Annotated in this window: 23 protein-coding genes; 13 read left to right on the plus strand and 10 right to left on the minus strand. The window is 57.2% G+C overall.

The features are described 5' to 3' along the window. The first annotated feature begins 8 nt into the window (after positions 1-8). Entirely contained in the window at positions 9-1,433 is a 1,425-nt protein-coding gene (locus tag OGY07_RS07025) for a 6-phospho-beta-glucosidase (RefSeq protein WP_060569415.1), read from the plus strand. Between the two features lie 161 nt (positions 1,434-1,594). Beyond that, entirely contained in the window at positions 1,595-1,834 is a 240-nt protein-coding gene (locus tag OGY07_RS07030) for a SymE family type I addiction module toxin (RefSeq protein ID WP_042288608.1), read from the plus strand. 150 nt (positions 1,835-1,984) lie between these two features. Here OGY07_RS07030 and hycI read toward each other — a convergent pair whose 3' ends face one another. The 9 genes from hycI to hycA all read right to left on the minus strand — a co-directional run bounded on the left by hycI (position 1,985) and on the right by hycA (position 9,869). Further along, positions 1,985-2,455 (minus strand): hydrogenase maturation peptidase HycI, encoded by a 471-nt coding sequence (hycI, locus tag OGY07_RS07035; RefSeq protein WP_060569414.1) that lies wholly within the window; start codon positions 2,453-2,455, stop codon positions 1,985-1,987. Then, a complete protein-coding gene (locus OGY07_RS07040) occupies positions 2,448-2,858 on the minus strand; it encodes a formate hydrogenlyase maturation HycH family protein (RefSeq protein ID WP_042288612.1) in 411 nt (136 codons plus the stop codon). Before OGY07_RS07040 ends, hycI begins: the two co-directional genes overlap by 8 nt. Then, complete coding sequence (gene hycG, locus OGY07_RS07045; RefSeq protein WP_042288616.1) at positions 2,855-3,622, minus strand: formate hydrogenlyase subunit HycG; 768 nt, start codon at positions 3,620-3,622, stop codon at positions 2,855-2,857. Before hycG ends, OGY07_RS07040 begins: the two co-directional genes overlap by 4 nt. Continuing rightward, the gene (gene hycF, locus OGY07_RS07050; protein WP_042288620.1) at positions 3,622-4,164 is read right to left on the minus strand and encodes a formate hydrogenlyase subunit HycF; all 543 of its coding nucleotides are present in this window, start codon (positions 4,162-4,164) and stop codon (positions 3,622-3,624) included. Before hycF ends, hycG begins: the two co-directional genes overlap by 1 nt. A gap of 9 nt (positions 4,165-4,173) precedes the next feature. Next, a complete protein-coding gene (gene hycE / locus OGY07_RS07055) occupies positions 4,174-5,883 on the minus strand; it encodes a formate hydrogenlyase subunit HycE (protein ID WP_286599591.1) in 1,710 nt (569 codons plus the stop codon). A gap of 17 nt (positions 5,884-5,900) precedes the next feature. Beyond that, a complete protein-coding gene (locus OGY07_RS07060) occupies positions 5,901-6,824 on the minus strand; it encodes a respiratory chain complex I subunit 1 family protein (RefSeq protein ID WP_042288625.1) in 924 nt (307 codons plus the stop codon). Positions 6,825-6,826: 2 nt separating this feature from the next. After that, positions 6,827-8,653, minus strand: a complete 1,827-nt coding sequence (gene hycC, locus OGY07_RS07065) for a formate hydrogenlyase subunit 3 (protein ID WP_286599593.1) — start codon at positions 8,651-8,653, stop codon at positions 6,827-6,829. After that, positions 8,650-9,261, minus strand: coding sequence for a formate hydrogenlyase subunit HycB (hycB, locus tag OGY07_RS07070; protein WP_012907204.1), 612 nt, complete (start codon positions 9,259-9,261; stop codon positions 8,650-8,652). Before hycB ends, hycC begins: the two co-directional genes overlap by 4 nt. A 146-nt stretch (positions 9,262-9,407) precedes the next feature. Then, entirely contained in the window at positions 9,408-9,869 is a 462-nt protein-coding gene (gene hycA, locus OGY07_RS07075; protein ID WP_042288635.1) for a formate hydrogenlyase regulator HycA, read from the minus strand. 210 nt (positions 9,870-10,079) lie between these two features. On the opposite strand from hycA, the gene hypA reads away from it, so the two are divergent. The 6 genes from hypA to flhA all read left to right on the plus strand — a co-directional run bounded on the left by hypA (position 10,080) and on the right by flhA (position 15,988). Continuing rightward, entirely contained in the window at positions 10,080-10,436 is a 357-nt protein-coding gene (gene hypA / locus OGY07_RS07080) for a hydrogenase maturation nickel metallochaperone HypA (protein WP_042288638.1), read from the plus strand. Between the two features lie 65 nt (positions 10,437-10,501). Then, entirely contained in the window at positions 10,502-11,374 is an 873-nt protein-coding gene (gene hypB / locus OGY07_RS07085) for a hydrogenase nickel incorporation protein HypB (protein WP_060569408.1), read from the plus strand. Next, entirely contained in the window at positions 11,365-11,637 is a 273-nt protein-coding gene (gene hypC, locus OGY07_RS07090) for a hydrogenase 3 maturation protein HypC (protein ID WP_042288645.1), read from the plus strand. The genes hypB and hypC overlap by 10 nt, the downstream gene beginning before the upstream one ends. Further along, a complete protein-coding gene (hypD, locus tag OGY07_RS07095) occupies positions 11,637-12,758 on the plus strand; it encodes a hydrogenase formation protein HypD (RefSeq protein WP_286599600.1) in 1,122 nt (373 codons plus the stop codon). Before hypC ends, hypD begins: the two co-directional genes overlap by 1 nt. After that, positions 12,755-13,765, plus strand: a complete 1,011-nt coding sequence (hypE, locus tag OGY07_RS07100) for a hydrogenase maturation carbamoyl dehydratase HypE (protein ID WP_042288653.1) — start codon at positions 12,755-12,757, stop codon at positions 13,763-13,765. Before hypD ends, hypE begins: the two co-directional genes overlap by 4 nt. Positions 13,766-13,909: 144 nt before the next feature. Continuing rightward, entirely contained in the window at positions 13,910-15,988 is a 2,079-nt protein-coding gene (flhA, locus tag OGY07_RS07105; protein WP_200035410.1) for a formate hydrogenlyase transcriptional activator FlhA, read from the plus strand. Positions 15,989-16,035: 47 nt separating this feature from the next. Here flhA and OGY07_RS07110 read toward each other — a convergent pair whose 3' ends face one another. Beyond that, entirely contained in the window at positions 16,036-16,395 is a 360-nt protein-coding gene (locus OGY07_RS07110) for a nitrous oxide-stimulated promoter family protein (RefSeq protein ID WP_286599605.1), read from the minus strand. Positions 16,396-16,598: 203 nt separating this feature from the next. Here OGY07_RS07110 and sitA point away from each other — a divergent pair, with 203 nt between their 5' ends. From sitA to tnaC, 5 genes are all read left to right on the plus strand, one after another. After that, on the plus strand, positions 16,599-17,516 hold the full coding sequence (gene sitA / locus OGY07_RS07115; protein WP_042288663.1) for an iron/manganese ABC transporter substrate-binding protein SitA: 918 nt from the start codon (positions 16,599-16,601) through the stop codon (positions 17,514-17,516). Continuing rightward, positions 17,513-18,328, plus strand: a complete 816-nt coding sequence (gene sitB / locus OGY07_RS07120) for an iron/manganese ABC transporter ATP-binding protein SitB (RefSeq protein ID WP_042288665.1) — start codon at positions 17,513-17,515, stop codon at positions 18,326-18,328. The genes sitA and sitB overlap by 4 nt, the downstream gene beginning before the upstream one ends. Next, positions 18,328-19,185, plus strand: a complete 858-nt coding sequence (gene sitC / locus OGY07_RS07125) for an iron/manganese ABC transporter permease subunit SitC (RefSeq protein WP_181823239.1) — start codon at positions 18,328-18,330, stop codon at positions 19,183-19,185. The genes sitB and sitC overlap by 1 nt, the downstream gene beginning before the upstream one ends. Further along, positions 19,176-20,024, plus strand: coding sequence for an iron/manganese ABC transporter permease subunit SitD (gene sitD, locus OGY07_RS07130; RefSeq protein WP_042288667.1), 849 nt, complete (start codon positions 19,176-19,178; stop codon positions 20,022-20,024). The genes sitC and sitD overlap by 10 nt, the downstream gene beginning before the upstream one ends. A gap of 162 nt (positions 20,025-20,186) precedes the next feature. After that, the gene (gene tnaC / locus OGY07_RS23355) at positions 20,187-20,264 is read left to right on the plus strand and encodes a tryptophanase leader peptide (RefSeq protein WP_072014995.1); all 78 of its coding nucleotides are present in this window, start codon (positions 20,187-20,189) and stop codon (positions 20,262-20,264) included. Positions 20,265-20,277 lie beyond the last annotated feature (13 nt).

Below are 20,277 nucleotides of genomic sequence, written 5' to 3' on the forward strand. Positions count from 1 at the left end.
GGTTTACTATGTCTGTATTTCCGCAAGGATTCTTATGGGGCGGCGCGCTCGCCGCTAACCAGTCTGAAGGGGCGTATCGCGAAGGCGGCAAAGGGCTGGCCACCGTGGATATGATCCCGCACGGCGAGCATCGCATGCCGGTTAAGCTGGGTCTGGAAAAGCGTTTCGAACTGCGGAATGACGAGTTTTACCCAAGCCATGAGGCGATCGACTTTTACCATCGCTACAAAGAGGATATTGCGCTCATGGCGGAAATGGGCTTCACCGTTTTTCGCACCTCGATCGCCTGGAGCCGCATTTACCCGAACGGCGACGAACTGACGCCCAACGCAGAGGGAATTGCCTTTTACCGCGCCGTTTTTGCCGAATGTAAAAAGTACGGTATCGAACCGCTGGTCACTCTCTGCCACTTCGACGTGCCAATGCATCTGGTCACGCAATACGGCTCGTGGCGCAACCGCAAAATGGTGGACTTCTTCACCCGCTACGCGCGCACCTGCTTTGAAGCGTTTGACGGTCTGGTGAAATACTGGCTGACCTTCAATGAAATTAACATCATGCTGCACAGTCCCTTTTCGGGGGCCGGCCTGGTGTTTGAAGAAGGCGAGAATCCGGATCAGGTGAAATATCAGGCCGCCCATCATGAGCTGATCGCCAGCGCGCTGGCGACCCAAATCGCCCATGACATTAACCCGCAGAACCAGGTGGGCTGTATGCTGGCGGGCGGTAATTTTTATCCTTACTCTTGCAAACCGGAAGACGTGTGGATGGCGCTGGAGAAAGACCGCGAAAACCTGTTCTTTATCGACGTACAGGCGCGCGGCGCCTACCCGGCTTATTCCGCTCGCGTGTTTCGTGAGAAAGGCGTGGTGATTGAGAAAGCGCCGGAAGATGATGCGATCCTGAAAAATACCGTCGATTTCGTGTCGTTCAGCTACTACGCCTCGCGTTGTGCGTCGGCGGAGATGAACACGCAAAACACCCGTGCGGCTAACGTGGTTAAATCGCTGCGCAACCCCTATCTTCAGGTCAGTGACTGGGGCTGGGGCATCGACCCGCTCGGTCTGCGCATCACCATGAACATGATGTATGACCGCTATCAGAAGCCGCTGTTCCTGGTGGAAAACGGCCTCGGCGCCAAAGATGAAATCGGTGTGAACGGTGAAATTAACGACGATTACCGTATTAGTTACCTGCGTGAACATATCCGCGCCATGGCCGACGCCATTGAGGATGGCGTACCGCTGATGGGCTACACCACCTGGGGCTGCATTGACCTGGTATCTGCGTCGACCGGTGAGATGAGCAAGCGCTACGGTTTTGTCTACGTCGACCGCGACGACGCCGGAAACGGCACCCTCGAACGAACCCGCAAAAAGTCGTTCTGGTGGTACAAAAAAGTGATTGCCAGCAACGGCGAAGACCTGGCGTAACCAGATTGCCGGATGACCCTTATCCGGCAGTTCCTTCCCTTTCGTTACATCTCTTGCATTTAAATTACGGAATCCGCCTTCCAGTTTCAGGTTTGCCCCGACGCATTTTTACTGGCATTTTATACAGTAATCACATCCACCGTGGTAACAAGGAATCGTTTATGACGTTTGAAACTGACACGCATAATGCCGCAATCAGTAAACCGTTTCGTCGCTTAAAGGTCAGCTATGTCCGCAAGCGGCATGAAGATCGTAAAACCGGTAATACGCGGCGCTACAGTCGGCACGCATCGTTGACCATCAACGGAGACTGGCTGGAACAGGCGGGGTTTCCCACCGGAACGATCGTTAATGTGGCGGTAATGCACGGAAAACTGATTATTGAGCAGGCGAAAGAGTAAAGAGCACGGCATAGCGCGGAGACAACCACAGAAGCCTGATGATGTTTCGCTTATCCGCCTGACGCACTGAATTGATGGAGAACCGTTTGCCGGATCAGGCGCTGACAGCGCTATCCGGCAATGTGCTTTCGCGTTTTCAGTCGCCTGAAATCACGCCTCCTGCGTCTCAAGCTGAGCGAAACCGCCGTGCCCTTCCCATCCGGCAAGGCGTTGATAGACGGTTTCCACCGCATCCTTGATCGGCTGGGTCATCGGATAATAAAAACCGACGATATCCGGCTGAATGCCTAAGAATATCACTTCGCCGACATCGTCTCTGAGCTGGTCGATGAGATAGTTCAGCGGCATATTGTGGGTGGTCATCATGAACATTTCGGCGATGTCATCAGGATCGATAACGCGGATCTCTCCGGGATTCAGTCCCATATCGGTCGCGTCGACGATCAGCAGCCGATCCGGTCGCAGCTCGCGGATCGCCACGATGTCGTTTTCTGGCGCGCTACCGCCGTCAATCACGACCCAACCTCCCTGTGGCTGGGCGGCGCATTTCTCCGCCAGCAGCGGACCCGCGCCATCGTCGCCCATCATACTGTTACCGACGCACAATAAAACATCAGTCACGCAGCCTCCTCACCATCAGATAAATGGCGCTTTCCTGGTGAATATCATGCAACATGCCGAGCATTTGTTTACTCCACGCTTGCTGCTGTGGAGTTTGCCGCGCGAGTGCGTTGTCAAACGCCCGCGCCAGCATTTGCACATGATTAAAATCGATCACGATCTCGCCGTACTTCGGCACCCCTTCCATTTTCCGCCGAGCTTCGCTGCCTGCTTCCAGCGTGGCAATCCATGCAAGATACGCATCCCATGGGCAGGTCAACGCCGCCTCCAGGCAGTCGATGACCCCCAGGTGGTGACCAATCGCCAGGCTGTAATAGACAACCTGCTGCGCCTCGGCGGGCGTTGCATCGTTCTCATCAATAAACTTACGGCTCAGTTGACTGAACACCACCGTTTCACTCATCGGATGCGAGCCTCCTCAACAACCTGATTCAGATGGGTAACGATCTCGGTCAGGCGCGGATCGTTTTCCGCCTCCAGCCAGCGCGCCACCTGATGCTCTCCTTTACCTAACTGGTTGAGATAATCGTCGGCGATCTGTCGCCCATAACGGTAACCCGCCAGTCGCCGCGCCGCGCGATCCACCTTCACACGCAACGGCTGCACCATGTCAGGATGCAAAATTTCCGCCGCCTGTTCGTCACATTCCCCCGGCGCGCGCGCATGGATTTTTTGCTCCAGCAGCCCCAGCGCCATCGCAAAACCGTACAGCGTTGCCGCAGGGGTGGGAGGACAGCCCGGAATGTAGACATCGACCGGCACGATTTTATCGGTACCGCCCCAGACGCAGTACAGGTCGTGGAAAATCCCGCCGCTGTTGCCGCATGCGCCATAAGAGATGCAAATCTTCGGGTCCGGCGCGGACTGCCATGCGCGCAGCGCAGGAGAACGCATCGCGCGGGTCACCGCGCCGGTAAACAGCAGTATGTCCGCATGGCGCGGCGACGGAACTACCTTGATGCCGAAGCGTTCGGCGTCAAACAACGGTGAGAGGGTGGCGAAAATTTCTATTTCGCAGCCGTTACAGCCGCCACAGTCCACGCGGTAAACGTAAGCCGAACGCTTGATGTTTTTCAGTAACGACGCCTTCATGCTGGCGATGGATTCGTCCACCGTCATCGGCACCGGAATGCCGTTGGCGTCGCGTGGGCCTAATAATGTGCTCATCAGCTGGCCTCTTTCATATGGCGAGTCAGTTCAATACGGTCGGACGGCACCAGGCATTTCTGACGCTTGCAGTCCGGGCAGGTCTCAAAACTTTCACGGTGATGCTCCGCACGGCTGTCGCCGTTATGCTTCAGCAGGGCGATGGCGTAGTCGATCTCCTTTTGCACCGCGAAAGGACGGTTGCATACGCGGCAGTTGCACAGCGCAAAGCGAGACTGCTGCAGGAAATCCTCTTTTTTCCACACCGCCAGTTCATATTCCTGAGAAAGCCGGATCGCCGCCGTCGGGCAGACTTCTTCACAGCGCCCGCAGAAAATGCAGCGTCCGAGATTGAACTGCCAGGCCAGTTCATTAGCGGCCAGATCGGTTTCAACGGTCAGCGCATTCGACGGACAGGCGTTAACACAGGCCGCGCAGCCAATGCACTGCTGCGGGTTGTGCTCCGGTTTGCCGCGGAAATTTTTATCAACCGCAATCGGCTCCAGCGGATAAGACGACGTCGGCGCGCCGGTTTTAATCACTTTTTTGATAAAGGTAAACATGGCGACTCCTTATTTCAGCGGCGAGTTTCTACGCTCAATGCTGTAGCGCTCAAGTTCTTTGTACGGCACGACCTTGCTTTTCTTCTTGCGCACATCAACCACGGTCATGCGGTCGGTACAGGAGTAGCAAGGATCGAGGCTACCGATAATCAGCGGCGCGTCGGAAACGGTGTTGCCGCGCAGCATGTAACGCAGGGTCGGCCAGTTGGCGTAGGTTGCCGCACGGCAGCGCCAGCGGTACAACTTCTGGTTGTCGCCGGTCATGCTCCAGTGGATATCATCCCCACGTGGCGCTTCCGAGAAGCCCAGCGCGAAGCGGTGCGGAATGTAGGTGAACCCTTCCACCATCAGCGGGCCGCCCGGCAGGTTGTCCAGACCGAAGTCGATCATGTTCAACGAAGTGTAAACCTCGTTAATACGCACTTTCAGACGAGAAATCACGTCGCAGCCTTGCTCACTGTGGACTTCCATCGGCAGCAGACCGTAACCAACGAACGGGTGATCGGCGCGGGTATCACGGGCATGACCGCTGGCGCGCACCATCGGGCCGACGTTGCTGAAGTCGCGGGCAATTTCCGGGTCAAGACGACCGATACCCACGGTGCGCTGCTCCATGTTGGGCGTGCTGAGCAGCATATCCACCAGTTCCTGTACGTCGCGACGCATCTGCTGGGCCAGTTGACGGGTCTGGATCATGTCGTCCTTCAGCAGGTCACGACGAATTCCGCCGATCAGATTAAGACCGTAAGTTTTACGCGCGCCAGTGAGGATCTCCGCCATTTTCATGGAGGTTTCACGCACGCGGAAAAACTGCATAAAGCCGGAGTCAAACCCGGTGAAGTGACAGGCCAGACCGAGGTTCAGAAGATGGGAGTGCAGACGCTCCACCTCCAGCAGAATGGCGCGGATCATCTGCGCGCGTTCCGGCACCTGAATGCCCATCGCGTTTTCAACGGAAGTGGTGTAGGCGGTGCTGTGAGCGAAACCGCAGATACCGCACACGCGATCCGAAAGGAAAGTCACCTCGTTGTAACCCATACGGGTTTCCGCCAGCTTTTCCATGCCGCGGTGGACGTAGAACAGACGGTAGTCGGCGTCGATAATGTTTTCACCGTCAACGAACAGGCGGAAGTGTCCCGGCTCGTCAGAGGTGACATGCAGTGGGCCGATCGGCACCACGTTGTTTTTCTTGTCGCCCAACTCGTTGATAAACTCGTAGGTTTCAGCGTCGGTCGTCGGCGCGGGGCGCTGGCGATAGTCCATGCTGTCTTTACGCAGTGGGTAGAGTTCGTCCGGCCAGTCGTCCGGCAGCACCAGACGGCGCTCATCCGGCAGGCCGACCGGGATCAGCCCGTACATATCGCGCACTTCGCGCTCGCCCCAAACGGCAGCGGGCACGCGCGGCGTAACAGACGGATATTCCGGTTTGTTCGGGTCCACTTCCACACGCACAGTGATCCAGCACTTCTGGCCCTGCTCCATCGACAGCACGTAGTAAACCGCGTAATGCCCGCACAGCTGGCGTTCGTCATTACCGAATAAGACCGAGAGCCAGCCGCCCTGTTTATAGTAGAGAAACTCAACCACTTCCGGCAGGTAATTCACCTTCACGGTAAGGGTGAGCTGATCTCGGGTCTGCCAGGCTTCGTCCAGCACCACGCCAGGAAAAGCCTGGTGCAGCGCCGCAAGGTAGTGTTGACCTAATTTTTCTTCAGACATGCTCAAACTCTCTTCAATCACGCCACCAGCAAGGAGACGAACGCTAAAAACGCAAACCCAAAACCGGCCCAGGTCACGCGGGAAGTGGCGCAAAAACGCAAACGCGCCATGCTGTTTTCGAACAGGGCGATCGCCAGCACGCCGATGAACAACTTAGCGACGGCAATCACCAGCGCCAGCAGCAGACCGCCCATGCTGAATGTTTCCATTTGCCCCCACGGCAGGAACACGCCGACGAACATCTGCAACACCACCAGTTGCTTGAGGCTGATGCCCCATTTCAGTACCGCAAAGCCGCTACCGCTGTATTCCGTCAGCGGGCCTTCCTGCAGCTCCTGCTCCGCTTCCGCCAGGTCAAACGGCAGTTTGCCCATCTCGATAAAGGTGGCGAACGCGCAGGCGCACAGCGCGAGGATCAGCGGGATACTGCGGGCCGCAGGCCAGTGGTAAATCGTATCGGTGATATTGCTGATGTGGGTGGAACCCGCCACCTGCGCGGCGACCCACAGCCCCAGCAGCAGAATCGGCTCCACCAGCACGCCGAGCATCGCTTCACGGCTGGCGCCGATGGCGGTGAACGGACTGCCGGTATCCAGACCGGCGATGGCGAAAAAGAAACGGGCGATGGCGAACAGGTAAATCAGGGTGATCAGATCGCCCAGTTGCGGCAGCGGCGAACCGACGGTCACCACCGGCAGCGCGGTGGCGATAGTCAGCATCACGCCAACCATCACAAACGGCGTCAGACGAAACACCCAGCCGGAGTCGGCAGGGGCGATGCTTTGTCGACCGAGCAGTTTGATAATGTCGCGGTACTCCTGCAGAACGCCCGGCCCGCGGCGATTGTGCAGACGGGCGCGCGCCACGCGGGTCACGCCGGACAACAGCGGCGCAGCGGCAAATAACACCAGCGCCTGAATTAACGGATATAAGACACTCATTCTCAGGCTCCTCGTGAAACCACAATCACCACCAGTACCGCCAGTTCAATCAGCGCCAGGCGACGGAACAGCAACGGCGCCGCCGCGTTCTGCCAGCCCGGCACCAGCGAAACCGGATTCAGCCATTTGCGCAGTTTGAGGACGGGCGCGAAAGCCTCCTTCACCGGCATGGCAAAGCCGTGCGCGGTAATGACCATCGACTGCTCATGATCGTAACCGCAGACCCACGCCGCACCGCGCGAACGTGACGGCAGGCGGTTGCCCTTAAACATTGCCATGATGATGAACGGCAGCAGCGGACAGGCGATCAGCAGCAGTGCGATCATGGGTTGTGAAACCGTGGTGTTCGCCGTTTCCAGTGGTAGCGGAACGGCTGTGGCGATCATCGGCAGCAGCCACGGCGCGGCGACGCCGCCCAGCACGCAGCAAATCGCCAGCGCCACCACGCTTACGCCCATCAGGATCGGCGCACAGCAGGCGTTTTCCGCTTCTTTAGTGCGCGGTGCGCCAAGGAAGGCGACGCCAAACACTTTCGCCATACACATCACCGCCAGCGCGCCGGTAATCGCCAGGCCAACCGCCAGCAGCGGCCCCAGCAGGCGACCCACAAAGGCCCCGCTGTTACCCAGTTTGAAGAAGGATTGATAGATCACCCACTCGCCTGCGAAGCCGTTCAGCGGCGGCAGCGCGGCCATCGCCATCAACCCCACCAGCATCGCGACAGAAATGACGGGCATACGCTTACCGATGCCGCCCAGCTTTTCAATGTCGCGGTGACCGGTACGGAACCAGATGCTGCCCGCGCCTAAAAACAGTACGCTTTTAAACAGGCTGTGGTTGACCAGGTGATACAGCCCGCCGGTCAGACCCAGCGCAATCAGCGCTGGCTGTTGCAGCGCGATGCCGGTGACGCCCGCGCCGAGACCGAGCAGGATAATGCCGATGTTTTCCAGCGTGTGGTAAGCCAGCAGACGCTGGATGTTATGTTCCATCAGCGCATACAGACCACCGACAAAAGCAGTGACCATCCCAAGCACCAGCAGCGTAACGCCCCACCACAGCGGCGCGTTGCCGCCAATCAGCGACAGCGACAGGATGCCCAGTAGTCCGACCTTCATGACCACGCCAGAGAACAGCGCAGCGGCTGGCGCGCTGGCGTTTGCGTGCGCCTGCGGCACCCAGCCGTGCAGCGGAATAATCCCTGCCAGCAGGCCAAAGCCGATGACGCCAAGCAGCCAGATATCCGAGCCCAGCGGTAGCGTCTGGGTGCGCACGTCCAGCAGACGCAGTTCCAGCGTGCCGTAGCGCTGCCACACCAGCCAGCAGGCGATCGCCAGCAGCAGCGTACCGAGACGCCCCAGCACAAACCACAGCTTGCCCTCTTTACTGCATCCGGTCAGGAACACAGCGCACAGCGCCATAATTTCCGCCATCACCACCAGTGTGCCGAGGTTACTGGCCACCACCGCGCAAACTGCCGCCGCCATCAGCAGGTTCACCAACAGGCCGTTAGCATTAACCTGCGGGTGACGATGCCAGTCGATGTTATAGAGGCTGACGAACAGTCCGCACAGTCCGAGGGTGATCAGCCAGATCGCATTCAGCGGGGTGATTTGTACGCTATGACCGATCGCCGGCATAAGGCCGCTGACGGCGGTTGCGCTGATGAGCACCGTAAAACCCGCGCCAGCCGCACACAGGCTGCCGACCGCGCCGCCAACCCCGGCGATCCAGCCGCTCAGCGCTTTATGAAACGAAAACAGAAATGCCAGAACCGCGGCGGCGGCGAACCAGGCCACGCCGCTGGTGACTAATGAAATTGCGCTCATTTTGCATCCCCACTCTGAGCCTGCTGAAACAAGGTGAGATCGCCGAAATCGGTGTTAAAGGTCAGCTCACGCTTACGTTTGCTGGCGCGGGCGATATCCATGTTATTTACCAGATGCAGGGCTTTGGTCGGACACATCCGCACGCAGGCCGGGCCTTGTTCGTCGAAGCTGCACAGATCGCACTTCACCGCGATAGCCCGTACGCCAGGCACCCAGTCCAGCAGCGTACTGACGCGAGCCGGCGCGGGTGGCGCGGGCGGCGCTTTTGGTGTATTCGCGTTCGCCGGAATGTGCAGCGGTCGGCTGCCGGAAAATTCAATGGCGCCAAACGGGCAGGCGATGCCGCACAGTTTGCAGCTGACGCACAGGCTTTCATTAAGCTGTACGGCGCCATCCACCCGGTTAATGGCGTTAACCGGACACACGGTGGCGCAGGGCGCGTCTTCACAATGGTGGCACAGCTGCGGCGCAGATTCTTTTTCGTTAAGCATCACTTTCAGGCGCGGCATAGACTGCAGGCCGTGCTGGCGATGCGTCTCTGAACAGGCGGCTTCACAGGTGTGGCAGCCGATACAGAGCGTGGAGTCAGCAATTACAAAACGATTCACCAGGCATTCCTCAGGTGATAGTCATTTTTGACGAAAAGATGGCGATGAAATGTCACTTTCGACACTTATCGACACACCTGTCCCTAAAAATTCCCGTGACGACACGTACGGCGACGTCACGATGTCAAACGGGTCGTGTCCCGGTCTTACGCTGCCGGGCTTTCACCCGCCGCCAGTTGGCTCAGATTGATCGGCGAACCGCTCTCGACGGCGGCATACAGACGGTCATAAACGCTGGCGATTTTGTCGAGATAGTGTTCCAGCACCTGCTCGCGGTCGCGGTTGCTGATCCGACCGTCCACACTGCCTTCAATGCTGAGCTGGGCTTGCGCAATCAACTGTTTATCTTCACCGTCTTTCGTTTCGACGTAGTATTCAATGGTGTGGCTGTTAAAGCCCTCCGCCATCGTCACGTAGATGCGAAAGTGTTCGAACAGGACGAAGCACAGGTCTTTATCCGGCGCGCAGCTCATCGCATGATGCAGCCGCGCTTTTGACAGGGTGATCCCCTGGACCAGCGAATTGCAGTAAATATGCCACTGGTCCTGTAGGCGACGATGCCGCTGCGCGATGTAGTCGGCTTTTTCGCTTATTTCCCAAATAGTCATGACAGGTTACCCGTTTAACTGAGATAGCCAGCCATAAGCATATTCCATGCCACTTTTTAACTCTTTGTTTTTAATAATTTTTAAAATTTACCCTTCGCTTTCGTCGCGCGAATGACATGTCATTTCGTCATCGTCGTCATCAGCGTGCCTTAACAATAATCATGCTGGCACGCTTATTGCTTAACCCTGGCCATCACATCGGGAGGCAACATGCACGAAATCACCCTTTGCCAGCGGGCGCTGGAATTGATCGAACAGCAGGCCGCTGCGCATGGCGCAAAACGCATAACTGGGGTCTGGCTCAAAATTGGCGCATTTTCTTGCGTTGAAAGCAGCGCTCTCTCCTTTTGTTTTGATCTGGTATGCCGTGGCACTGTTGCGGAAGGTTGTAAACTGCACCTCGAACAGCAAGAAGCCGAATGCTGGTGCGAGTGCTGTCAGGAATACGTCACGTTACTGACCCACCGCGTACGCCGTTGTCCGCAATGCAACAGCGATACGCTACGCATCGTGGCAGACGACGGATTACAGATTCGGCGAATTGAAATTGATGGAACAGAAGATTAAGCCGGGCGGCGGTTGCGCCTTATCCGGCAGAAAGCCTGTAACAAGAAAGAGACCAGGAGTGAGCAATGTGTACAACGTGCGGTTGCGGTGAAGGCAACCTTTATATAGAGGGTGATGAGCATAACCCGCATTCGGCGTTTCGTAGCGCGCCTTTTGCCCCGGCAGCCCGCCCGGCGCTGAATATTACCGGTATTAAAACGTCTGCCTTCACCCCAAGCCAGAGCGAAGAAGGCGATCTGCATTACGGACACGGCGAAGCCGGCACCCACGCGCCGGGCATGAGCCAGCGCCGCATGCTGGAAGTAGAAATCGACGTGCTGGATAAAAATAACCGTCTGGCCGAGCGCAACCGCGCCCGCTTCGCCGCCCGTCAACACCTGGTGCTCAACCTCGTCTCCAGCCCTGGTTCCGGTAAAACCACCCTGCTCACCGAAACGCTGATGAAACTGAAAGACCGGGTTCCCTGCGCGGTCATTGAGGGCGACCAGCAAACGGTCAACGATGCCGCGCGCATTCGCGCGACCGGCACGCCAGCGATTCAGGTCAACACTGGCAAAGGCTGCCATCTCGACGCACAGATGATTGCCGACGCCGCGCCACGCTTACCGCTTGACGATAACGGCATCCTGTTTATCGAAAACGTCGGCAACCTTGTCTGTCCGGCCAGCTTCGATCTCGGCGAACGCCACAAGGTCGCGGTGCTTTCCGTTACCGAAGGTGAAGACAAGCCGCTGAAATACCCGCATATGTTTGCCGCCGCCTCGTTAATGCTGCTTAACAAAGTCGATCTGCTACCGTACCTCAATTTTGACGTAGAGAAATGCATGGCCAGCGCCCGGGAAGTCAACCCGGACATCGAGATCATCCTCATTTCCGCCACCAGCGGCGAAGGGATGGAGAAATGGCTCAACTGGCTGGAGGCACAGCGATGTGCATAGGCGTTCCCGGCCAAATCCGCGCCATTGACGGTAACCAGGCCAAAGTCGACGTCTGCGGCATCCAGCGCGACGTCGACCTGACGCTGGTCGGCAGCCATGACGAAAACGGCGCGCCGCGTCTCGGTCAATGGGTACTGGTGCACGTTGGTTTCGCGATGAGCGTCATCAACGAAGCCGAAGCGCGCGACACCCTCGACGCGCTACAAAACATGTTTGATGTAGAGCCGGACGTCGGCGCTTTGCTGTACGGCGAGGAAAAATAATGCGTTTTGTTGATGAATACCGCGCGCCGGAACAGGTGATGCAGTTGATTGAGCACCTGCGCGAACGCGCCGCGCTGCTGCCTTACACCCCTGAACGTCCGCTGCGCATTATGGAAGTCTGCGGCGGTCATACCCACGCAATCTTTAAGTTTGGTCTCGACCAGTTGCTGCCGGAGAACGTGGAATTCATTCACGGCCCGGGCTGCCCGGTCTGCGTACTGCCAATGGGGCGAATCGACAGCTGCGTTGAAATCGCCAGCCACCCGGAGGTGATTTTTTGTACCTTTGGCGACGCCATGCGCGTACCCGGCAAACAGGGGTCGCTGTTACAGGCGAAAGCCCGCGGCGCGGATGTGCGCATCGTTTATTCGCCGATGGATGCCCTTAAACTGGCGCAGGAAAACCCGACGCGCAAAGTGGTGTTCTTCGGTCTGGGTTTTGAAACCACCATGCCAACCACAGCCATTACCTTACAGCAGGCGAAACAGCGCGACGTGCAGAACTTTTACTTTTTCTGCCAGCACATCACCCTCATTCCGACGCTGCGCAGCCTGCTTGAGCAGCCCGACAACGGCATCGACGCGTTCCTCGCGCCGGGCCACGTCAGTATGGTGATTGGCACCAACGCCTATGATTTCATAGCACATGAGTTCGATCGTCCGCTGGTGGTCGCCGGATTCGAACCGCTTGATCTACTGCAAGGCGTAGTGATGCTGGTTGAGCAGAAAATAGCGGCCCACAGCCAGGTGGAAAACCAGTACCGCCGCGTGGTGCCCGACGCCGGAAATCTGCTGGCGCAGCAGGCGATCGCCGAGGTGTTTTGCGTGACCGGCGACAGCGAGTGGCGCGGTCTGGGGGTGATTGAATCGTCCGGCGTGCATTTGACGGCTGATTATCAGCGTTTTGATGCTGAAGCCCACTTCCGTCCAGCGCCGCAGCAGGTTTACGACGACCCGCGCGCGCGCTGTGGCGAAGTGCTGACCGGCAAATGTAAGCCGCATCAGTGTCCGTTGTTTGGCAAAACCTGTAACCCGGAAAGCGCATTTGGCGCGTTGATGGTGTCTTCAGAAGGCGCATGTGCCGCCTGGTATCAGTATCGTCAGCAGGAGTGTGAAGCATGAACAGCGTACAACTCGCCCACGGTAGCGGCGGACAGGCCATGCAGCAGCTGATTAACAGCTTGTTTATGGAGGCCTTCGCCAACCCGTGGCTCGCCGAGCAGGAAGACCAGGCGCGGCTGGAACTGGCGCAACTGGTGGCCGAAGGCGATCGGCTGGCCTTTTCGACCGACAGCTACGTTATTGACCCGCTGTTTTTCCCCGGCGGCAATATCGGCAAGCTGGCGATCTGCGGCACCGCCAACGACGTGGCGGTCAGCGGCGCTGTTCCGCGCTATCTCTCCTGCGGCTTTATTCTTGAAGAAGGCCTGCCGATGGAGACGTTGAAAGCCGTGGTGAGCAGCATGGCGGCGACCGCGCGCGAAGCAAATATCGCCATCGTCACCGGCGACACCAAAGTCGTGCAGCGCGGCGCGGCGGACAAGCTGTTTATCAACACCGCCGGAATGGGGGCGATTCCAGCCAGCATCCACTGGGGCGCGCAAACCCTGTCTGCGGGCGATGTGCTGCTGGTCAGCGGCACCCTTGGCGACCACGGCGCCACTATCCTCAATCTGCGCGAACAGCTCGGGCTGGACGGCGAACTGGTCAGCGACTGCGCGGTGCTGACGCCGCTGATTCAGGCCCTGCGGGATATTCCGGGCGTGAAGGCGCTGCGCGACGCCACCCGCGGCGGCGTCAACGCGGTGGTCCATGAATTTGCCGCCGCCTGCGGTTATGGCATTGAGCTGTCCGAATCCGCACTTCCCGTAAAGCCTGCCGTTCGGGGAGTATGCGAGCTGCTGGGGCTGGACGCGCTCAACTTTGCCAACGAAGGCAAACTGGTGATTGCCGTGGAACGTGATGCGGCAGAAGCGGTGCTGGCGGCGCTGCATGCGCATCCGCTGGGGCGCGACGCCGCGCTGATTGGTGACGTGGTCGAGCGTAAAGGCGTGCGGCTGGCGGGTCTGTACGGCGTGAAGCGAACGCTCGATCTCCCGCACGCCGAGCCGCTGCCGCGGATCTGTTAAGTTCGTTATGTTGCCGGATGACGCTAAATGCTTGTCCGGCCAGTACAAGCGGGTCGACCCAGTGGCCCGCAATAAACGCAAAAGAATACCTATAATTTAACTCACTTTTCTCACCGCGCAGCGGTACTTTCCTGGAAAAGCAACATGTCGTATACACCGATGAGCGATCTCGGGCAGCAAGGATTGTTCGATATCACTCGTACATTATTACAGCAGCCCGACCTGCAATCGCTGAGTGAGGCGCTTTCGCAGTTGGTAAAGCGCTCTGCGCTTGCCGACAGCGCGGCGATAGTGTTGTGGCAAGCCGAAACGCAGCGCGCATCGTATTACGCCACGCGCGAACAGGGTAAACCCGTCGCTTATGAGGATGAGACGGTGCTGGCTCACGGGCCGATTCGTCGGATCCTCTCCCGTCCTGACGCCCTGCACTGTCACTATAGCGAGTTCAGCGAGACCTGGCCGCAACTGGCATCCGGCGGTCTGTACGAGCCCTTCGGGCATTACTGCCTGCTGCCGCTGGCGGCGGAAGGACGCATTTTCGGCGGCTGCGAGTTTACCCGCCGTGAAGAAAGTTCCTGGAGCGAAAAGGAATACCAGCGCCTGCAAACCTTCACCCAGATCGTCGGCGTGGTGGCAGAGCAGATCCAGTGCCGGGTAACCAATAACGTCGATTACGAACTTCTGTGCCGGGAGCGCGATAACTTCCGTATTCTGGTCGCCATCACCAACGCGGTGCTCTCGCGTCTGGATATGGACGAACTGGTGAGCGAAGTCGCCAAAGAGATCCATCATTATTTCAACATTGACGACATCAGCATCGTTCTGCGCAGCCACCGGAAAAACAAACTCAATATCTATTCCACGCATTATCTCGATCAGAATCATCCCGCGCACGAACAGAGCGAGGTCGATGAAGCTGGTACCCTGACCGAACGGGTGTTTAAAAGCAAAGAGATGCTGCTGATCAACCTCAATGAACGGGATGCGCTGGCGCCGTATGAACGGATGTTGTTTGAAACCTGGGGTAATCAGATCCAGACGCTGTGCCTGTTGCCGCTGATGTCAGGCAATAGCATGGTCGGGGTGCTGAAACTGGCGCAGTGCGAAGAAAAAGTGTTTACCACCGCCAACCTGAAGCTGCTGCGCCAGATTGCCGAACGTGTGGCGATCGCCGTCGATAACGCGCGGGCGTATCAGGAAATCCACCGTCTGAAAGAACGTCTAGTGGACGAGAACCTGGCGCTGACCGAACAGCTCAACAACGTCGACAGTGAGTTCGGCGAGATCATCGGTCGCAGCGAGGCAATGTACAGCGTACTGAAGCAGGTAGAGATGGTCGCGCAAAGCGACAGTACGGTGCTGATCCTCGGTGAAACCGGCACCGGGAAGGAGTTGATTGCCCGGGCGATTCATAACCTGAGCGGCCGCAACGCACGCCGGATGGTGAAAATGAACTGCGCGGCAATGCCCGCCGGACTGCTGGAAAGCGATCTGTTCGGTCATGAGCGCGGAGCATTCACCGGCGCCAGCGCGCAGCGGATAGGCCGTTTTGAGCTGGCGGATAAAAGTTCCCTGTTCCTGGATGAAGTGGGCGACATGCCGCTGGAGTTGCAGCCGAAACTGTTGCGCGTGTTACAGGAGCAGGAATTTGAACGGCTGGGCAGCAACAAACTGATCCAGACCGATGTACGCCTGATTGCCGCCACTAACCGCGATCTGAAAAAAATGGTTCTCGACCGCGAGTTTCGCAGCGACCTTTACTACCGGCTGAACGTTTTTCCGATCCAGTTGCCGCCGTTGCGCGAGCGCCCGGAAGATATTCCACTGCTGGTCAAAGCGTTTACCTTCAAGATCGCCCGCCGTCTGGGACGCAATATCGACAGCATTCCGGCGGAAACCCTGCGTACGCTTAGCAGTATGGAGTGGCCGGGTAACGTACGTGAACTGGAAAACGTTATTGAGCGCGCCGTACTGCTCACCAGAGGCAACGTGCTTCAGCTCTCGCTGCCGGATATGGGAATGCTCACGCCTCACACGCCGCCGGTGGCGACCGAAGTGGCGCAGGACGGCGAGGATGAGTACCAGTTGATTATGCGCGTATTAAAAGAGACCAACGGCGTGGTTGCGGGGCCGAAAGGCGCAGCCCAGCGTCTGGGCCTGAAGCGCACCACCCTGCTGTCGCGCATGAAAAGACTGGGTATTGATAAGGACGCGCTGGTGTAAGAGGCCATTGACGAATAAGGCGCATGCGCCTTATTCGCCCTACCCGGTCAGTCCTCTTCCCTGCGCTTCTTATGCTGAAATTTTTCGGGCAGCGCCGGAACGGGACGTTTATCGTCAATCAAATGCTGAACGGTGAGGATCGGATGCCGCCAGAGCATTCTCGGCCCCGCCCAGCGCATGATCTGCTTCATTTCCTCGCGCTTAGCGGGCTGGTAACAGTGCACCGGACACTGTTTACAGGCCGGTTTTTCCTCGCCAAACACGCATCTGTCCAGCCGCTTTTGCGCATAGGCGAACAGCGCGTCATAGTGCCCTGATTCGTCAGACGCCTGCGGACACTGGCTTTCGTATAGCGCGATCATCTTTTTAATCGTCAATTTTTCACGAGCAATACGCTTGCCGGTCATGATGTGCCCTCCGCGGCATTAAGATGCATTTATTCTACAACTTAACTATTCACGACACTATCCCCCGAAGGTGACAGGTTTCTCACCGGTCAGTCAAATAAGAATTATTTTCATTTAACTGTATCTTATCTATACCTTGTGCTATATAACATAGCAAAGGCTATATTCGATGAATAATTAACCACTTTATTATGAGGGATACTATGCCGCACCTGCCCCGTTTAACATCGCTCCTGTTCACTGGCGCACTTGCCGTTTTTGCGCTGTCGCCTGCGTATGCAAAAGAGAAATTCAAAGTCATTACCACCTTCACGGTGATCGCTGACATGGCGCGAAATGTCGCGGGCGATGCGGCAGACGTCAGCTCCATCACCAAGCCCGGCGCAGAAATTCATGAGTATCAACCCACGCCTGGCGACATTAAACGGGCACAAGGCGCGCAGTTGATCCTCTCTAATGGCCTGAATCTGGAACTGTGGTTTGCCCGCTTTTACCAGCATTTGGACGGCGTACCGGAAGTCACGGTCTCAAACGGCGTGAAGCCAATGGGCATCAGCGAAGGTCCCTATAACGGGAAGCCTAATCCGCACGCGTGGATGTCGGCAGAAAACGCCTTAATCTATGTCGATAATATTCGCGCTGCACTGGTGAAATACGATCCGGACAACGCCGCGGTTTACCAGAAAAACGCCGAGACCTATAAAGCGGAAATCCGCAAGGCGCTGGCTCCGTTACAGGCCGAACTGGCGAAGATCCCCGCCGACAAACGCTGGTTGGTCACCAGCGAAGGGGCTTTCTCTTACCTTGCGCGCGATAACGGGCTGAAAGAGCTTTATCTCTGGCCAATCAACGCCGATCAGCAGGGCACGCCGAAGCAGGTGCGCAAGGTGATCGACGCCATCAAAGCGCACCACATCCCTGCGGTATTCAGTGAAAGCACCGTCCCGGATAAACCTGCCCGCCAGGTGGCGCGGGAATCCGGCGCACACTATGGCGGCGTGCTGTATGTCGACTCCCTGAGCGCGGCAGACGGTCCGGTTCCGACCTATCTCGAGCTGCTGCGCGTCACCACTGAAACCATCGTCAAGGGGATTAACGATGGTCTGAGGAGCCAACCATGAGTCCATCCGCGATTACCGTGAATCAACTGACGGTGACGTATCGCAACGGTCACACCGCGCTGCGGGATGCCACGTTTCAGGTGCCGGGCGGCTCCATCGCCGCGCTGGTCGGGGTGAACGGCTCGGGAAAATCGACGCTGTTTAAGGCGCTAATGGGCTTTGTCCGGCTGGCTGCAGGGAATATCGCCATTCTGCAACAGCCGGTGAGCAAGGCGCTGAAGCACAATCTGATCGCTTATGTGCCGCAGTCCGAAGAAGTGGACTGGTCTTTTCCGGTGCTGGTGGAAGATGTGGTGATGATGGGACGCTACGGTCACATGGGCTGGCTGCGCCGAGCGAGCGCGGAAGATCATGCGCGCGTCGACGCGGCGCTGGCACGGGTAGATATGCTGGCGTACCGCCACCGCCAGATTGGTGAACTGTCCGGCGGGCAAAAAAAACGCGTATTTCTTGCCAGAGCGATCGCCCAGGAGGGTCAGGTGATCCTGCTGGATGAACCTTTCACCGGTGTGGACGTTAAAACCGAAGCCCGCATTATTGCGCTGTTGCGTGAACTGCGCGACGAGGGGCGCACCATGCTGGTGTCGACGCATAATCTCGGCTCGGTAACCGAGTTTTGCGATTACACCGTGATGATCAAAGGCACGGTGCTGGCTAGCGGCCCTACCGATACCACCTTTACCGCCGAAAACCTGGAACTGGCGTTCAGCGGCGTTTTGCGACACGTCGCGCTCAGCGGCGGCGAAGAACATATCATTACTGATGATGAACGCCCGTTTATCGCCCGCCGTACGGTTGAGGGAGGCCAATGATGAACTGGCTGACCGAGCCGTTTGGCTATCAGTATATGCTCAATGCAATGTGGGTCTCGGCGATGGTCGGCGGCCTGTGCGCATTTCTCTCCTGCTATTTGATGCTCAAGGGTTGGTCGCTGATTGGCGATGCGCTGTCGCATTCGATCGTGCCCGGCGTCGCCGGGGCGTATATGCTGGGTCTTCCCTTCTCTGTCGGCGCGTTTCTTTCCGGCGGCCTGGCGGCGGGCAGTATGTTGTTTCTTAATCAGCGCTCCCGGTTAAAAGAGGACGCCATTATCGGTCTGATTTTTTCCTCATTTTTTGGCATCGGACTGTTTATGGTGTCGCTAAACCCGATGTCGGTGAATATTCAGACGATAATCCTCGGTAACGTGCTGGCTATCGCGCCGGAAGACATTCTGCAGTTAGCAATTATCGGCGTGGTTTCTTTGCTCATCCTGTTGTTAAAGTGGAAAGACCTGATGGTCACCTTCTTTGATGAAAACCACGCCCGTTCGATTGGCCTGAACCCGGGTCGTCTGAAGCTGCTGTTTTTTACCCTGCTGTCGGTGTCGACCGTTGCCGCCCTGCAAACCGTTGGAGCCTTTCTGGTGATCTGCCTTGTGGTCACGCCCGGCGCAACGGCCTGGCTGTTAACCGACCGCTTTCCGCGTTTACTGACTCTCGCTGTCGCCATTGGCAGCCTGACCAGCTTCTTCGGCGCCTGGCTCAGCTACTGGCTGGACGGCGCCACCGGAGGAATTATCGTGGTCCTGCAAACATTACTGTTTTTGCTGGCGTTTATTTTTGCGCCGAAGCACGGACTGCTCGCTAACCGACGTCGCGCACGTCTTAAGGAGCCGTCATGTTCTTAAGCACACTGCTTGAGCCTTTTCAGTTCGACTTTATGCTGAACGCCCTTGCCGTTTCCGTCATTGTCGCTATTCCCTGCGCGCTGCTGTCGGTCTTTCTGGTGCTGAAAGGCTGGGCGCTCATGGGTGATGCCATGAGTCACGCGGTGTTTCCGGGTATTGTGCTGGCGTATATCGTCGGTATTCCGCTGGCTATCGGCGCGTTTATCGCCGGGCTGTTTTGCGCTGTCGCCACGGGCTTTCTCGACGATAACAGCCGCATTAAACGCGATACCATCATGGGGATCGTATTCTCTGGTATGTTTGGCGCAGGGCTGGTGCTGTACGTGTCAATTCAGTCTGAAGTGCATCTGGACCATATTCTGTTCGGCGACATGCTTGGGGTATCGCTGGTCGATATTCTGCAAACCGCGCTTATTGCCCTGGGGATCGCGCTGATTATCGGCGTAAAATGGAAAGATTTGCTGCTGCACGCTTTCGATCCCCATCAGGCGAAAGCCTGTGGGCTGAACACCACGCTGCTGCATTACGGTCTGCTGTGCATGATCGCCCTGACCATTGTCGCGACGTTAAAATCGGTCGGCATTATTTTGTCGATTTCTCTGCTGATCGCCCCTGGCGCGATTGCCATTCTGCTCACCCGCCGTTTTGGCCACGCGCTGTTGCTGGCGGTGTTGCTGTCGACGATCAGCGCGTTTCTCGGGGTCTATTTATCCTTTTTCTTAGACAGCGCCCCTGCGCCAACGATTGTTGTGCTGTTTACGGTGATTTTTATCGTCGCGTTTATTTATTCATCCCTTCGCGATCGGCGATCTGAAATGCGGAGCCGCCAGCCCGTCTGATTTCGTGGCATAAAGAGGATCGCGACGTAGCGCTCCTCTTTTACGCTGATAAAATCGTTGAATGACATCGTTCGTGACCAAATTCACAATTGAATGCACAAAGATTAGACAAAAAGAGAAAATAACATAATGTATATTCGTGACTAATGGAGAACGTACATTATGAACATCCTGACCACATCTTATAAAATGTCCAAATGGTTTAATATTGACACCGTTATTGTCAATCACCGTCCTTAACGCCACATACGCC

Source organism: Citrobacter sp. Cs237, from assembly GCF_030332325.1.
GTDB lineage: Bacteria > Pseudomonadota > Gammaproteobacteria > Enterobacterales > Enterobacteriaceae > Citrobacter_A > Citrobacter_A sedlakii.